At 63.0% G+C, this 15,378-nt stretch carries 13 protein-coding genes; 11 read left to right on the forward strand and 2 right to left on the reverse strand.

Going from position 1 to position 15,378, the window contains the following annotated elements; all coding sequences use genetic code 11:
• Window positions 1-250: 250 nt before the first annotated feature.
• The 5 genes from J5J06_03145 to J5J06_03165 all read left to right on the forward strand — a co-directional run bounded on the left by J5J06_03145 (window position 251) and on the right by J5J06_03165 (window position 8,344).
• The gene (locus J5J06_03145; protein ID MCO6436061.1) at window positions 251-1,702 is read left to right on the forward strand and encodes a flagellin; all 1,452 of its coding nucleotides are present in this window, start codon (window positions 251-253) and stop codon (window positions 1,700-1,702) included.
• Between the two features lie 205 nt (window positions 1,703-1,907).
• On the forward strand, window positions 1,908-5,072 hold the full coding sequence (fliD, locus tag J5J06_03150) for a flagellar filament capping protein FliD (GenBank protein MCO6436062.1): 3,165 nt from the start codon (window positions 1,908-1,910) through the stop codon (window positions 5,070-5,072).
• A gap of 101 nt (window positions 5,073-5,173) precedes the next feature.
• On the forward strand, window positions 5,174-5,656 hold the full coding sequence (gene fliS, locus J5J06_03155; GenBank protein ID MCO6436063.1) for a flagellar export chaperone FliS: 483 nt from the start codon (window positions 5,174-5,176) through the stop codon (window positions 5,654-5,656).
• A gap of 116 nt (window positions 5,657-5,772) precedes the next feature.
• Window positions 5,773-6,972, forward strand: a complete 1,200-nt coding sequence (locus J5J06_03160) for a hypothetical protein (protein MCO6436064.1) — start codon at window positions 5,773-5,775, stop codon at window positions 6,970-6,972.
• A gap of 298 nt (window positions 6,973-7,270) precedes the next feature.
• Window positions 7,271-8,344 carry a branched-chain amino acid aminotransferase gene (locus J5J06_03165; GenBank protein ID MCO6436065.1) on the forward strand — a complete coding sequence of 358 codons (1,074 nt, stop codon included), beginning with the start codon at window positions 7,271-7,273 and terminating at the stop codon, window positions 8,342-8,344.
• A 109-nt stretch (window positions 8,345-8,453) separates the two neighbouring features.
• Here J5J06_03165 and J5J06_03170 read toward each other — a convergent pair whose 3' ends face one another.
• Window positions 8,454-8,711, reverse strand: coding sequence for a hypothetical protein (locus tag J5J06_03170; protein MCO6436066.1), 258 nt, complete (start codon window positions 8,709-8,711; stop codon window positions 8,454-8,456).
• A 20-nt stretch (window positions 8,712-8,731) separates the two neighbouring features.
• The gene (locus J5J06_03175; GenBank protein ID MCO6436067.1) at window positions 8,732-9,703 is read right to left on the reverse strand and encodes a zinc dependent phospholipase C family protein; all 972 of its coding nucleotides are present in this window, start codon (window positions 9,701-9,703) and stop codon (window positions 8,732-8,734) included.
• 229 nt (window positions 9,704-9,932) lie between these two features.
• On the opposite strand from J5J06_03175, the gene J5J06_03180 reads away from it, so the two are divergent.
• The 6 genes from J5J06_03180 to J5J06_03205 all read left to right on the forward strand — a co-directional run bounded on the left by J5J06_03180 (window position 9,933) and on the right by J5J06_03205 (window position 15,313).
• A complete protein-coding gene (locus J5J06_03180) occupies window positions 9,933-10,289 on the forward strand; it encodes an STAS domain-containing protein (GenBank protein ID MCO6436068.1) in 357 nt (118 codons plus the stop codon).
• A gap of 35 nt (window positions 10,290-10,324) precedes the next feature.
• Window positions 10,325-10,792, forward strand: coding sequence for an ATP-binding protein (locus J5J06_03185; protein ID MCO6436069.1), 468 nt, complete (start codon window positions 10,325-10,327; stop codon window positions 10,790-10,792).
• Window positions 10,793-10,823: 31 nt separating this feature from the next.
• Window positions 10,824-11,108: an acylphosphatase gene (locus J5J06_03190; GenBank protein MCO6436070.1), complete on the forward strand. Its 285-nt coding sequence runs from the start codon at window positions 10,824-10,826 to the stop codon at window positions 11,106-11,108.
• 234 nt (window positions 11,109-11,342) lie between these two features.
• A complete protein-coding gene (locus tag J5J06_03195; protein ID MCO6436071.1) occupies window positions 11,343-12,134 on the forward strand; it encodes an electron transfer flavoprotein subunit beta/FixA family protein in 792 nt (263 codons plus the stop codon).
• A gap of 1 nt (window position 12,135) precedes the next feature.
• Entirely contained in the window at window positions 12,136-13,122 is a 987-nt protein-coding gene (locus tag J5J06_03200; GenBank protein MCO6436072.1) for an electron transfer flavoprotein subunit alpha/FixB family protein, read from the forward strand.
• Between the two features lie 76 nt (window positions 13,123-13,198).
• Entirely contained in the window at window positions 13,199-15,313 is a 2,115-nt protein-coding gene (locus J5J06_03205) for a (Fe-S)-binding protein (GenBank protein ID MCO6436073.1), read from the forward strand.
• The last annotated feature ends 65 nt before the right edge of the window (window positions 15,314-15,378 follow it).

The raw sequence follows: 15,378 nt of genomic DNA on the forward strand, positions 1-15,378 counted from the left end.
CGTCCCGGCCGGTTTGTTTCTTCCGGCGCCGGCCACAAGGAGCAGGATTCCGATTCCGGGGCGCCTTAAGTCAAGGTCATCTCCGAAGCGTCCGAAAATCCAATTGGTTCGCGCCGCTGGGGAATACCCCTAATGCCCCTGCACGGAAAGGGACGGACCCGCGGACGAACGCCGACGAAATCAGCGATACACGGCTGTATCGCTTACGGGGCCGGATAGATCGCCGGCCCGTCACGTCAAGGACGACGTGATGAGTCGAATCAACTCCAACGTACCCGCGCTTCGCGCGATCCATCAACTGGCGCAGAACCAGGCCGATCTCAACTTGCGCCTGGAGCGCCTCAGCACCGGCCTGCGCATCAACCGCGGCCGCGATGATCCCGCCGGGCTCATCATCTCCGAGCTGCTCCGTTCCGAAATCTCCGCGACGACGCAGTCCATCGACAATTCCGCGCGGGCGAGCAACGTGCTCTCCACCGCCGAGGCCGCGCTCGCGGAAGTCTCCGCCCTTCTGTTGGACCTGCAGGAACTTGTTGTTTCTTCTGCCAACGAAGCTGGACTGTCCCAGGCCGAGATCCGCGCCAATCAGCAGGAAATCGATGCCATCCTTGAGAGCATCGATCGAATCGGACACACCACGGAATTCGCCGGTGAGCGCCTGCTCGATGGAAGCCGCGCGTATCAACTTTCCAGCGTTCCGCCGGCGGCCATTGCGTCACTCGCCTTGTATTCCGCACGCATTCCACATGGACAAACGCAGGACGTCACCGTCCGGGTCACGCAATCCGCCCAAACGGCTCGCCTTGCGTTTGTCGGGCAGACCGCCGGAGGAACGTCCACCCTGTCGGCCACGACGATTCAGATTCAGGGACGGTTCGGCAGCCAGCTCCTGAGTTTTGCCAGCGGGACGACGCTCGCCGAGGCCCGTGACGCCATCTCCGTCGTCGCGGCAGGCACCGGCGTTTCGGCCGTTGTTTCTGCGGTTGCCATCGGCACCGCCGCCAGCGCGCTCATCCTTACGAGCACGGAAGTGGGATCGGACGCGTTTGTTTCAGTCTCCGCCATCGATGGCAATTTCGTTACCACCAGCAACGCCAACACGACGTCCCGCGCTGAAGGTCAGGATGCCGGCGTCCTGATCAACGGCGCTTCGGCGTCGGTTCGCGGACTGCTTGCCGAGGTTCGCTCGGGCGCGCTCGACGCCAAGATCCACCTGACCCAGACCTTCGCTCAGACGTTGTCCTCGGCCAGCTTCTCCATCGCCGGCGGCGGCAGCGTCTTTCAGCTCACGCCGGAGGTCGCCCCCAACGGTCAGCTCTTCGTCGGCCTGGATGCGATCAACACTACAACCCTGGGCAACGCAGTAACCGGCCTGCTCTACACCGTTCGCGCCGGCGGCGAGAACGACCTGGAATCCCAGAACTATGCCACGGCCCAGCGCATCGTGGACGAAGCGATCAACCAGGTCGCTTCATCGCGCGGACGAATCGGCTCCTACGTTCGCAACATTATCGATCCCAACGTGCGGGCGCAGCAGGTCGCACTGGAAAATGTGACTGCGTCGGAATCGGTCATCCGGGACGCCGACCTGGCCGAGGAAGTATCCGCCCTGACCCGCGCCCAGATTCTCGTCCAGAGCACCCAGAGCGTGCTCCAGATCGCCAATTCCGTCCCCAATCTGGTCCTCGCCTTGCTCTCCTGATAACTGATACACGCGTCATACTCGTGCCTGAGAGCGTCCTCTCGCAGCCTATTCGAATACGAGAGGCACTCCCGCACTCAATCCTGAAGGGAGTTTGCGGACCGTGCCGATAACAGACATGGGTTGCGGTGCGCGCTCGTCCGATACTCCGGGGACCCGTTTCCACGACCAGCGCTACCCACCCCCCTGAACCAAGGCAGGCGTTATGAGCGGAATCTCCAGTGGCATCGGACTCGTTTCCGGCATCAATACCGCGCAGTTGATCGATCAGCTCATCGAGCTGGAGCGCGGGCCGATCAAAGCGCTGCAGAAACGGGTCACCGGCATTGACACGCAGCGAACGGCACTGGCGGCGTTGTCGGCCTCACTCCTCGCCCTTCGCCAGGCAGCCGCTCGTTTCGATGACAAGAATTTCTTCCGGGGATTCAAGACCATCAGCAGCAACGAATCCATCCTTACCGCCCAGGCCACTTCCGATGCAGCCCCCGGTTCTTACCGCTTTCGCGTTCAATCATTGGTTTCGAATCACGCCGTGGTCAGTCGCGGCTTTGCGGACGCCGATCAGACCCCCGTCGGATCCGGCACCCTCACCATCGAAGTCGGCGGTCGCGTGGACCCCGATACCAAGTTGGCCGTGCTCAATGGCGGCTCGGGCGTACGTCGCGGAACCGTCGTGATCACCGACCGTGCCGGCAATTCGGCCGAGATCGATCTCACGCGCGCCGTCACCGTGACGGACGTGCTCGACGCAATCAACAACGCTGCGGGAATCAACGTCCGCGCTCGCGTCACCGGCGTGGACGGTAATGGAGCCTCAGGAGAGCGCATCGTCATTGAAGACCAGAACGAATTCGCCGAAGGATCGACCGCCGGCCGCCTGATCGTGGCTGACAAGGCCAGCGGTACAACCGCGACCGATCTGGGCATCGCCGGCAGCACGACCACGGCGCGGCTCGACGGACTGGACCTGATCCATCTGGACGATGCCACACCGTTGTCTTTCTTGAACGACGGCAACGGCATCGGGCGGACGACGCAGCTACAGCCCGGCGCGGACCTCAGCTTCAGCACCAGCGACGGCGACTTCGACGTCAACCTGAACGGAATCCTCGCCCAGAATCTCAACACCGACCTGCGGGCGTTAAACAACGGGAACGGTGTCCGGCTTGGTGTCATCCGCATCACCGATCGCGCCGGGAAGTCCGTCGAGATCGACTTGGCGGATCCCGACCAGGATCCCATCCGTACGGTGGCCGACCTGCGGAATCGAATCAACAGTGCGACGGAAGCGGCCGGCGTCTCCGTGCGGCTCGGCCTGGTCAACTCGAGCTTTCAGATCACCGACAACACCGGCCTGACGGGCGAAAATGCCAAGAAGCTGATCGTCGAGGATGTGAGCGGAAACACGACGGCAGACTTGGGCATCTCGGGAAATGTCTCGTCCTCCTCCATCGTGGGGCGCGACGCCTATCGAATTGCGAGCATCGGCGATGTACTTCGGGCAATCAACTACGCGACGGGCAACGACGGAATCGTGGAAGCGAGCATCTCCGCCGATGGAAACGGTATTGTTCTCACCGCGCTTGACCCGGCGGTTTCCGTACAGGTCAATGCCGGCGACTCCACCGCCGCCCGCGATCTGGGAATTGAAGGTCTGACGTTCGGCGGCGACCAAGCCGGTGCGACCGCCTCTTCGCGCCCCCTGCTGGGCGGACTCAACAGCGTCCTCCTGAATTCCCTTCGCGGCGGGCGCGGCATCACGACGGGCGTCATCACGCTGACCGATGCCGCCGGTCAATCCGGTGATGTCGACCTGACCAGCGCCCGTACGCTCCAGGACGTCATCGACCTCATCAATACCGCTACGGAAGGAAGCGGACTCGGGCTGTCCGCCTCCATCAACGCCGCCCGCAATGGAATCCAGCTCACCGACGATTCCGGCGGCAGCGGAAACGTCATCGTGGCCGATCAATCCGGCTCACTTGCGGCCGACCTCGGTCTGGCCGGAACGCATTCGCTCGGAGCGCGGCGCTCCATCAACGGCGGCAACGCCCAGTTCCAGTACATCACGGAGAACACCCTACTCTCCGAGTTCAACAACGGCGCGGGTGTGGAGATCGGCTCGTTCAACATTACCGACTCGGCCGGCGGCGTGCATACCGTCGCCCTTTCCGCCCTGACCAGCGACCTCGGCGACGTCATCAAGGCCATCAACGATGCGGGCGGCGGCGTAATTGAAGGGCGAATCAACGACACGGGCGACGGCCTGGTCGTTGTTGACCAGGCGGGCGGCGACGGACGACTGACCATCGAGGACGAGGAAGGCGGCCGGACAGCTCGCGATCTCAAGTTGACGGGCACGGCATCGGCCAACGAGAACTACATCGATGGTACGCTCGAGATTCGCGTGAACGTCGGCGGGCGCGACACGCTGCGCGACCTTGTCACGCGGATCAACAACGCCGGCGGCGCGGTCGCCGCGAATATCGTCAATGACGGCAGCGGCGTGCGCCCCTACAGCCTGACCCTTACTTCCGAGGTCGCCGGCGCGGCGGGCGAGTTGACTGTCGACTCAGGTGACCTGGCGATTGACTTCAGCACGCTGAGCCGTCCTCGCGACGCGGTCGTCTCCGTCGGTGGAGGCGACGGTGCGTCTTCGATTCTGGTTACGGGAACGAGCAATACGATCGAGAACGCCGTTCCCGGTCTTTCTCTCAATTTGCTCTCCGCCGGGAGTGACGAAGTAACCGTTTCCGTGACCGAGGACATCGAGTCGGTTATCGAGGACATCCGCACATTCGTCTCGCGCTACAACGACCTCCAGTCGCAGATCGATACGGCCACGGCGTTCAACCAGGAGTCGCTGGAGCGGGGACCGCTGCAAGGCGATCGCACGGTCAACCAGGTCCGTAACCGGCTCCGGTCCCTCCTGCTCCGCTCCTACGGGGACTCCAGTTCCATCAGCCGCTTGTCCGCCATCGGCATTCGCCCGGCATTCGGAACCGGTGCAAACGCCGGTTCCTCGAACAACCGTCTGGAGTTCGACGAAGAACGCTTCCGTCAAGTCTACGCCCAGTCGCCGGACCGCGTCGCGGAGCTGTTCTCCTCGCCCGACACCGGCTTCGGCGCGGTGATCGACGGCGTCATGGACGAGCTGTCCAACGGCACCGATGGCCTGATCACGCAGCACGACGGCGTTCTTCTGGACCAGCAGGAATTGCTGCAGAATCGGATCGACCAGCTCAACCAACTGCTGGCCGCGAAGCGCTCGCGGCTGGAAACGCAGTTCGCAGGACTGGAATCGGCGCTGGCAGCTCTCCAGGACCAGCAGAACTCGCTCAACACGCTGGCCCAGCTTGCGGGGCAGTAGCGGCCTCTTCGCCCCGCCGCGATAACCCGTAGCACGACCGGGCGCCATAACCGGCAACCGCGATCAAGCTCCAGGCGCCACTGTCCGATACTACCTGCGCCATGACCGAAGCGGCTGACAATCCCTATCTGCGCGACGCCGTGATGACCGCGACCCCGGAGCAGCTCCATCTCATGCTCTATGACGGCGCCATCCGTTTCACCACGCAGGCCCGCGACGCCCTTGCGGCCAAGGACTACGCCCGCTCCTTCGACCGCCTCACCCGGGCGCAAAACATTATTTCGGAAATGCAGTCCGCCCTGAACCACGACGTGAACCCCGAGCTTTGCCAGCGCGTCGCGTCCATCTACGCCTTTCTTTACCGCAAACTCGTCGACGCCAACGTCCAGCGCGACGTCCACGCCGTGGAGGATGCCCTCCGCGTTCTGACCATGGAACGAGAAACATGGCAGCTTCTCGTGGACAAGGTCAACGAAGTCCGCCAGACGGGCTCCCAATCGGCCCCGCGCCAGTCCCGGGAAATGACCACAGACCAATCCGACACCGACAACTCGGTCGGCCAGTCCATATGCTTCGAAGGTTGAATCGAACGATCCCGTCGGCCCCGCCTGCTCGCGGCACAGCCTCGATATTTCCGCCCTCGCCCGTTCCTTGGCCTGCACCCCTTGCCTTCCGACGCCTGCATGTTTCAATGTCCGACATGCCGAGATTCAAGGCATCTTTGCTTCCATTCCCGTGGCGTTGCTTCTCCAGCCGTACCGGCTCGGCGTGCATTGTCCTATTCCTGGCCGCGGTCGTTGCTTCGCCGAGCTCCGCCCAGGCACCCGATCCCACCGGAGACCCTGCTGCGAACCCGGCGCCTGAATCATCCATCGCCGCGCTGCGGGCTGATGGTCGGCCCGACGATCAGGCGCCTCCCGACACTCGAAGTCCGGAGGAACTGGTCCGCGCCGCCGATGAAGCCCTCGCCGAATTCGATAAGGCAACCTCGGTCCGTGAGCGCGAACAAGCCCGTAAGCAACTCGATGAAGCGGTGTTTTCCCTTGTGCAGCGCGCTCCGACGGACCCCCGCCTCCTGCTGTACGAGGCGCAGCGAAAGGTCTGGGCCGGCAACGGCGGACAGGCCTTGGCACTGGCACAAAAGTTCGTCCGGACCCCCGAGGGGGCCAGTGACTGGCGTGGACACCGCCTGATCGGCGATCTCCTGGTCAACGATTTCGCCCAACTGGCCCGCTCCAGCTATGAACGAGCGTTGCAACTCCATCCCGATGAGCCCTCGATCCTGCTCGGCCTCTCCATCTGTGATGGCAAGCTGGGACGGCGCGATGAGGCCGTGGAGTGGGCACGTCGGGCCGCAGCCGTCCGCCCGACGCCGAATACCCTCGGCCAGCTCGCCAATGCACAGGCGCTCGCGGAACAATGGTCGGACGCCGTCAGCAGCGCGGAGCGCGCGGTGGCTCTGGCACGGGAACGAGCCCTGGCCGAACCCGGTCAGCGCCCCCCACTCGAAACGCTCGATCGCCTGCTGGGTCTTTCCGTCGAGATCTCACGCCAACGCATGCGCCGCCAGGAATCGAAAGTCGCCTCCGATCAATATGTTGAGCTGTATCGCAAGATGTCTGCCCAGGCCGACAATCAACGGGTTTTGCGCGACGACGACATTCACGCCGCACTCGTCGACGGGGTCCTCGGTCCGGAGGCCGATCCGTCAAACGAACTGCTGGGCATCTTTTTCGATTTGTCCCTGAAGCTCGGGAAATGCGATGCGGCTCGCAAGGCGCAGGCACTGCTGGCGGATCGATCCCCAGGCGAAGAGGCGGCGCTTTCCTTCGATCGCCTTCGCGCTCGCTGCGGGGACGGCCCTGCAACTCCCGCGTCGGATGTCCCGGATCGAGGTTGATCCCCGCCGCTGGTCCGAAAATCATGCCTCGGCCGATCGCAAACTGACTTCGGCGCGTTGCACAACCTGCTGCGGGAGACCGCCTTAAGCAACGCACCCGACGCTGCGCAGCGCCTCGTACGCACGGCAGTTGCTCGACTTTCACGCGGATTAGGGATATGGCATCGCGCTTGCTTGTGCTATAATGCAGTGCCACGCGGAGGCGCGGCACGCCGCCGGACACCAGCGTTCGGCATGAGGCACGGTTGCGGCTGTTCGGGTCACGTCTTGGAAGGAGGCAGGTATGGCAACGCGGGAAATGGTAAACCGCCGAAACAGAGCTCCTGAGATCGTTCCCCCCACACCGGAAAAGGCGGACCTCGATTGGTCCCATCTCGACTTCGGCTATCACAAGACCGACTTCAACATCCGGTATACGTGGCGCGACGGTTCCTGGGATCTCGGCGTGCTTTCCCCGGACGAGTCGTTGCCCATTCACATCGCCGCCACGTGTCTTCACTACGGGCAATCCTGCTTTGAAGGGCTCAAGGCCTACGAGACCCGCAAGGGCGACGTGGTCGTCTTCCGCCCCGACGAGAACGCCTGCCGCATGGTCCGGTCGGCACGCAAGATCCTCATGGAATCCGTCCCCGAGGAGATGTTCCTCGAGGCCGTTTTCCGCGTCGTCAATGCCAACCGCCGCTTTGTGCCCCCGCACGGCACGGGCGCTTCGCTTTACATCCGGCCGCTGCTCATCGGCACCGGTCCACAGATCGGCGTCAAGGTGGCCACGGAATACACCTTCATGGTGCTCGTCACGCCCGTGGGCCCCTACTTCAAGACCGGTTTCAAACCCGTTGATCTCGTCGTCGAGGAAGAAGTCGACCGGGCCGCTCCGCTCGGCGTCGGCGACGTCAAAGTCGGCGGGAATTACGCCGCCGGCATTCGCGCTTCCAAACACGCCCGCGAACGCGGCTTCACCGAGGTCCTCTACCTCGACGCCAAGGAGAAGCACTACATCGACGAGTCCGGACCGGCCAACTTCTTCGCGATCACGGCCGATGACCAATACGTCACGCCGGAGAGCCCATCGATCCTGCCCTCGATCACGAACATGTCGCTGATCCAGTTGGCTGAAGAAATGGGCCTTCGTCCTCAACGCCGTCCGCTCCCGGTCGAGGAGATCTTCAACTACAAGGAGGCTGGCTGCTGCGGGACCGCCGCGGTCATTACACCGGTGGGGTCAATCACCTGGCGCGATCGCAAGAAGGTCTACAGTCCGGACGGCAAGCCCGGCCGCCGCTGCTCCGAGCTCTACGAAAAGCTGACCAGTATCCAGGTCGGCGATGCGCCGGATAAGTATGGCTGGCTGCGCGTCGTCCCCGAGAACTAGGATCAGACCGTCCGCCCTTCAGAGGAATGCCCGCGAAAGCTCGGGCTGGGGATGGCGGCGCAATGTACGCCTTGTGAGTCGCGGCGCTCCGGTCTGCGCGCCAACACCATTAGTTGTTCGCGAACAACGCTTCTCGTGATGGTCGCTGCTTCTTGAGTTCCACACGAATCTCGCGGTCGATTTGCCGTCGGAGGCGCCAGCGCCGCCACCAGCCCGCCTCGTGAAGCTGATCGGCAAACCGCGCTTCCACCTCAGCTCGAATGGACATCATGAGATCCTTCTCGACGCGCTCTCGCCCGTCGGCGACGAAGTGATCCGACTTCCTCCTCGACTTGGCTCGCGCACTTGATTCGGCTTTTTCTGACATGATGAGATCCGCCCCCTGGATCAGTTCGCCGTGACGATCGTCGTCCCCGGTGCCGCGCCCGCGCCTGCCATCGTTGCCGGCGCCCGACTCGGAGCCATCGCCGCGGAGAACTCCCGCCGCCGATACTCCGTCGACAGGCCCGCGCGACGCAAACGACGCTCGTCCCGACGGTGGGCGTGCACGTTCATCAACGCTGACGTGCCGTTGGGATCGTCTCGCAGAACCAGCGAGCGATCGCCTTCACTGAGCACGGAAAGTATCCGGTCCAGGCACTCGCTGTGATAATTCTCCAGCAGATCGGCAGACAACGGCCAACGCGAATTCGCGTTCACGCGCGCCACCGTCCAGCGAAATCCGCGCCGGAGCGTGAGCACGTTGATTCGGTCAAACAGCGCTCGGTTGACGTCGTAAGAAAGTAGTGTATTTCGCAAGAGGGGCGCCAGATCACGGTGGTGCTGCTCGTGGTCCTGGCGCAGCAGCGACCGCAGCGCCGCCCACGATCGCGGACGCTGCATGCCGTCGGCACGGAGTTCCCAATACAGATGGCCGACGTTGATGTTGTGTCCGCTGACCACCACCTGGCGCGGCACGAACTTCCCGTGCGCCACGGTATCGGCCGCGAGGTGCGACAGGTAGCCGTAAGCAAATGCGCGGGCGGGCTCGTCCGATGCTTGCTCGAGCAGGCGGAATGCCGTCGACCAGTGATGGCAGAACTGCTTCACCCGGCTCCATCGCTTGGCGAACACCACGTCCGCCGCGACGTTGCCGTACAGAAAGGAGAATCGGTGTCGAGCCAGAATCGCGGCCAGACCCGCCGGGAGAAGACTGAGTTGGTCGAGTATGCTGCCGCCCAGAGCAACGTGTGTGGCGGGTCCCCAGGCATAAGCGGAATCGGCACTGAACAACACGATTGCCGCGATCGAAAGCGCAATGACCAGCAGTGAGTTGCGCCGGCCCGGCATTCTTGCGGGGTCAGGTTGTTGATGTTTCATGGATCAAGCAGCCGCGCCGAAGCACGGATTGTCCTTAGCTTAGTCGGTTCAATAAACCGCTCTAACAGGATTGTGGCCATTCGAGGCGACTCCGGCAAGGGAGAACCGCGCACCTTGACCATTCTTGACACCCGTCCGGTCCGTCCTAGACTTTACAATTGCCCCGATGCCAGACCGGCACCGGGGCCGAGCGCCGGACCGGTCGGACACCAGGACAACGGAAAGACCTATGCCCGAAGATCTTACACACCTGACCGTAACCCGTACCGGTAACGTCCACGTCATCGAATTCGCGGACCGAAAGATCCTTGAGGAGCTTTCCATCGCCGAAATCGGCGATGAGCTCAACATGATCATCGACGACGAGACGGGCATCGAAGTACTGCTTTGCTTCAGAAACGTCGAGCACCTTTCCAGCGCCGCACTCGGAATGCTCATCAAGCTCAAGAACCGCATGGACGAGCTGCGTGGAAAGCTGATGTTATCGGACATCTCTCCCCAGATTTACGAGGTTTTCAAGATTACCAAGCTCAACAAGCTTTTTCACATCTATGATACCGCGGATGAGGCGCTGAAGAGCCTGTGACGCCGGTGAAGCCAGGAGCTTGATTGAGGTTGCCCATGCCCGTCGCGGACCCGGACAGGGAAGAAACATTCGTGGTCTGTGTCATCCGCAGCGATATCGCCGATGCCCGTGCTCCCAAGGAAGCGATCCTGCGTGAGGCTGAGCGGCACGGATTCAGCGAAGACGATGTTTTTGCATTGAAACTGTCTCTCGAAGAAGCGGTCAGCAATGCCATCAAGCACGGCAACCAGAGCGATTCTGAGAAACTGGTCACCATCCGATACGCTGTCGACGACAAGAAGGCCGCTGTGATCGTCGCCGACGAGGGACGCGGATTCCTCCCGGAACAGCTTCCCGACTGCACGGTCCCGGAACGCCTCTCTGTCCCCAGCGGGCGCGGCGTCATGCTCATGAAGGCCTATATGGACAAGGTCTGCTATCGGGACAACGGACGCGAAGTGTACTTCGTCAAGCTTCGAAGTCGCGGCGGCCCATCGGCGGGAGCGGACCAGACCGCCGATTAATGGGGCCGCGTGCGAGAGCGGAACTGATACCATGTCTGGGCAGGAAGCCACGCGCCGCACGGTTCACTACAACGGATACGTTCAGGGCGTGGGCTTCCGGGCCAGTGTCGCGTCACTGGCCCGGGGCTTCGAAATCACCGGCTATGTGAAGAACTTGCCCGACGGTCGCGTGGAACTGGTGGCCGAGGGTTCGACCACAGAACTCGATCGATTTCTCGGAGCAATCTCCCGCGAGATGCGTGGCAACATTCGCGACACCCAAGTGAGCGAAGGCCCGGCCGGCGGAAACTGGCAGGATTTCCGCATCGTCCATTGAGCTCGGTCATCCGGACGGCCGATCCTACCCGCCTCCATCCCACCCTCTTTCCTGAGGCTCCATTCGTTCGATTTCGGCTGGGCTGGCCCGCGATTTGCAGCGGGACCGATGCGCGTCGGATGGATGATTCGCCCTCAAGGGCTGCGTTCTTCGCCCGAATCCATTACCATCCTGCGGATTACCCGGGTCCGGCCTCGCCCGGCTGACGCCCGTGCAGAAAAGGAGAAGTCCACATTGAAAATCCTCACCATCGTCAAACAGGTGCCCGATTCCAACGCGACCATCAAAATCATGCCCGATGGCTCCGGGATTGACCCGGCCGGGCTAAAGCTCGTTCCTGACCCATTTGACGAGTTTGGGATTGAGCTGGCGGTCCAGCTCAAGGAGAAGCGCAAGGACGTTTCCGAAGTGGTCGCCATCACCCTGGGCCCCGACAAAGCTGCGGAAGCCCTGCGCGTGGCGCTCGCCATGGGAGCGGACAGCGGCATTCACATTAACGACGCCAAGTTCGACCCACTAAACGAGCTATTATTCGCCCAGGTGGTCGCCGAGGCGGTTCGTAAGGAAGCGGGCGATTTCTCTCTGATTTTCTGCGGGAAGTACAACATCGACCTCGACGCCGGCGCGGTCGGTCCCGCACTGGCCGAGTTTCTCGATATCCCGCACGTCGGCGCGATTACCGCTTTGGAGGTCAGTGACGACGGCAAGTCGTTCAAGGCCCGCCGGCGGATTGAGGGTGCCGACGAGGTCGTCGAGGGAACGCTCCCGGCGTTGATGACCATCGAGAAAGGCCTGGTTGAGCCGCGTTACCCGTCGCTGCCCAATCTCATGAAAGCCAAGAAGAAGCCGGTCAAATTGCTGACCTCTGCCGAACTGAGCGGGGACGAGGCGCTTTCCGCGGGCCTGGGATTCCAGTCCATCGCCCCCCCGCCGCCGCGACCGGAGTGCAAGTTCGTCGAGGGCGATCCGGAAGACATGGCACGGGTACTGGTTCAACTGCTCCGCGAAGAGGCAAAGGTAATTTAGCATGGCCAAGAACATTCTTGTTTTTATCGAACAACGTGAAGGGAAGATTCTGCCGGCGTCGTTCCAGCTTCTGGCGCTCGGTGAACAACTCGCGTCCAAGACCGGCGGGCAGGTCGATGCCTGCCTGGTCGGCAAAGACGTGAGCGGACTGGCGGATTCCGTGGCGTCCTACGGGGCCAAAGCCGTTTACACGATTCAAGACGCGGAACTCGCCCGGTACCGTGCTTCCGCCTACGCGTCCGCGCTCAGCGCCGCCATCGATGCGGCCAAGCCCGGCATCGTCCTGATTCCCACATCGGCCATGGGGCGCGACCTGGCCCCTCGCGTCGCCGCCCGCAAGAAAGCGGCGCTGGCCATCGACTGCACGGAGGTCAGCGCCGAGGGCGACGATCTCGTGGTCATGAAGTCGATGTACGCCGGGAAGTTTTCCGCCAAGTTCGTCCTCAAGGGCGGGCGACTCCAGATCGCCGCGGTTCGCGCCAACGCCTACGCTGCCAAGGAGCCGCAACCGGGTGTCAAGGCCACGACACAGTCCGTCGCGCTTTCGCTCGACGACAAGGCCCGGCGAGTGGACTGCAAGGAGATCGTGGCCACCGGCTCGGGAGTCAAGGACGTCACCGAGGCGGACATCGTCGTCTCCGGCGGGCGGGCTTTGAAGTCCGAGGAGAACTTCAAGATCATTTACGAACTCGCCGGCGTGCTCGATGCCGCCGTCGGCGCTTCCCGCGCCGCCTGCGACGCGGGCTACCAGCCGCACACCCGGCAGGTCGGTCTGACCGGCAAGGTCGTCACGCCCAAGCTTTACATCGCCTGCGGCATCGACGGCGCCATTCAGCATCTTGCCGGCATGCGTGGCAGCAAGGTCATCGTGGCCATCAACACCAAGAAGGACGCCCCGATCTACAAGGTCGCCAACTACGGCTGCGTCGCCGACCTGTTCACCATGGTCCCGCTGCTGACCAAGGAGTTCGAGCGAGCCAAGGGCTGACGGCGCCGCGCGCTCCATGGAGGATCGATCGTCCCGCGTAGAACCGTGAGGAGCCATTCGAATGGGTCCGCTTGCCATGACGATGTTGCTGCTCGCCGGCTGGGGCATTTTCGCCTGGTCCGCCTGGCGGCGCTGGAAGTTGATGATGGTCGGCGCGGCCGAAAATCGTGCCGACCAGCCCGGCGAACGCCTCAAGCGCACGCTGCGCTACGCCATCGCCCAGGTGCGCATGCGCCGCTACCCCCTGGCCGGCATCGCCCACCTCATCATTTTCTTCGGCTTCGCCGTCCTGCTCCTGCGCTCGTTGATCCTCTGGGGGCGGGGATACGACCCGTCATTCGACTTCTGGATATTCGGCACCGACCAGCCGCTGGGGAAAATCTACGCCTTGCTCAAGGACATCTTCGCTCTGCTCGTGATTCTTGGCACGCTGGTCTTCGTCTATTACCGCGTCATCGCTCGTCTGCCGCGCATGACGCTCAGCTTTGAGGGCCTGCTGATCCTCATCATCATCCTGGTGATGATGGTCTCGGATATCTTCTACGACGGCGCCTCGATGGTGCGGGCGGCTCGCGCTCCCGGCGAAGTCTCCAGCCACGTCGTAACCGCAAGCACGGTGCCGGCCGAGCCCGGCGAGATCGCCTTCGTTCCCTACGAACCCGCCGGTTCCGTTGCGGCCATGATGGTCCAAGGGTTCTCCGATCGCGCCCTGGTAGTCCTCGCCCACGCCGGCTTCTGGACGCACGCCGCGCTCGTGCTCATCTTCCTCAACCTGCTCCCCTACTCCAAGCACTTCCACGTCATCACCGCCATCCCCAACGTCTATACGCAGAGTCTCAAGCCCGCCCGGCTCCCGCCCATCATCGACATCGAGGGCAAGCTGGAGCGCGAAGAAACGCTGGGCATCCGCCGCATCAACCAGTTCACCTGGAAGGCCATCCTCGACTTCTACACCTGCACGGAATGCGGGCGGTGCAGCGATCACTGCCCGGCCACAAATACGGGCAAGAAGCTCTCGCCCAAGCATTTCACGCTCGACTTGCGCGACTTCCTTTACGCCCAGAAGGAGCCGCTCGTTGCTGCCAAGGCAAGTGGAAATGGCAGCGCCGCCGGCAACGGCGAAGCCGGCGACAACGGCCAGCCCGACGAGCACCACAAGGATCTTGTCGACGGCGTGATCGACCCCGAAGTCCTCTGGGCCTGCACGACCTGCCGCGCCTGCGAGCAGGAGTGCCCCGTGTTCATCAGCTACGTCGACAAGATCGTGGACATGCGCCGTTACCTCGTCCAGGAACGCGGCGAGTTCCCCAACCAGTTGCAGTCGGCATTCAAGGGGCTGGAGACCAACGCCAATCCGTGGAGCTTCCCGGCCGAGGACCGCGCCGCATGGGCCGAGGGGCTGGACATCCCCACCCTCGCCGAGAAGCCCGACGTTCCTGTACTCCTTTGGGTGGGATGCGCTCCCGCATTCGACGAGCGCGCCAAGAAAGTCACCCGCGCCACGGCCCGCCTCCTCCAAAAAGCCGGCGTGGACTTCGCCATCCTCGGAACCGAAGAGCAGTGCACCGGCGACCCCGCCCGCCGCGCCGGCAACGAGTACCTCTTCCAGATGTTCGCCCAGGCCAACATCGAGGTCCTCAACGGCTACGGCGTGGACAAGAAGACCGTCGTCACCGTCTGCCCCCACTGCTTTAATACCCTCAAGAACGAGTACGCCGATTTCGGCGGCAACTACAACGTCGTCCACCACACGACCTTCCTCGCCGGACTGATCCGTCAGGGCAAGCTCAAGCCGACCAGACGCGTCGATCGCGCCGTCGCCTTCCACGACTCCTGCTACCTCGGCCGGTACAACGACGTCTACGACGATCCGCGAACGGTGCTCTCCTCGATTCCCGGCGTGCGCCTGGTCGAGCCGGTGCAGACGCGCGACCGCGGCATGTGCTGCGGAGCGGGCGGGGCACAGATGTTCAAGGAAGAAGAAGAGGGCAAGGAGCGGGTCAACGTCGCCCGAACGCAGCAGCTTCTCGACACCAAGCCCGACGCCATCGGCAGCGCCTGCCCCTTCTGCATGCGCATGCTCATCGACGGCTTGGCCGAGAAGGAAAAGGAGGACCTGCCCCAGCTCGACGTGGCCGAAATGCTGCTGGAAGCGGTGGAAATCGAGGAACCGGTGGCGTCCGAGGTGTAACAGTTCTGGGGCGCTCACTTTGCGCACCGATTCGAGTGAGCGCCCTTGCGCGTTATTACTATAGG

The sequence above is a fragment of the Phycisphaerae bacterium genome (genome assembly GCA_024102815.1).
Lineage (GTDB): Bacteria > Planctomycetota > Phycisphaerae > UBA1845 > UBA1845 > JAGFJJ01.

Bases quoted from the DNA above. Each gene is read 5' to 3' on its own strand.
- J5J06_03145 (MCO6436061.1), top strand. From the start codon at position 251: ATGAGTCGAATCAACTCCAACGTACCCGCGCTTCGCGCGATCCATCAA.
- fliD (MCO6436062.1), top strand. From the start codon at position 1,908: ATGAGCGGAATCTCCAGTGGCATCGGACTCGTTTCCGGCATCAATACC.
- fliS (MCO6436063.1), top strand. From the start codon at position 5,174: ATGACCGAAGCGGCTGACAATCCCTATCTGCGCGACGCCGTGATGACC.
- J5J06_03160 (MCO6436064.1), top strand. From the start codon at position 5,773: ATGCCGAGATTCAAGGCATCTTTGCTTCCATTCCCGTGGCGTTGCTTC.
- J5J06_03165 (MCO6436065.1), top strand. From the start codon at position 7,271: ATGGTAAACCGCCGAAACAGAGCTCCTGAGATCGTTCCCCCCACACCG.
- J5J06_03170 (MCO6436066.1), bottom strand. From the start codon at position 8,711: ATGTCAGAAAAAGCCGAATCAAGTGCGCGAGCCAAGTCGAGGAGGAAG.
- J5J06_03175 (MCO6436067.1), bottom strand. From the start codon at position 9,703: ATGAAACATCAACAACCTGACCCCGCAAGAATGCCGGGCCGGCGCAAC.
- J5J06_03180 (MCO6436068.1), top strand. From the start codon at position 9,933: ATGCCCGAAGATCTTACACACCTGACCGTAACCCGTACCGGTAACGTC.
- J5J06_03185 (MCO6436069.1), top strand. From the start codon at position 10,325: ATGCCCGTCGCGGACCCGGACAGGGAAGAAACATTCGTGGTCTGTGTC.
- J5J06_03190 (MCO6436070.1), top strand. From the start codon at position 10,824: ATGTCTGGGCAGGAAGCCACGCGCCGCACGGTTCACTACAACGGATAC.
- J5J06_03200 (MCO6436072.1), top strand. From the start codon at position 12,136: ATGGCCAAGAACATTCTTGTTTTTATCGAACAACGTGAAGGGAAGATT.
- J5J06_03205 (MCO6436073.1), top strand. From the start codon at position 13,199: ATGACGATGTTGCTGCTCGCCGGCTGGGGCATTTTCGCCTGGTCCGCC.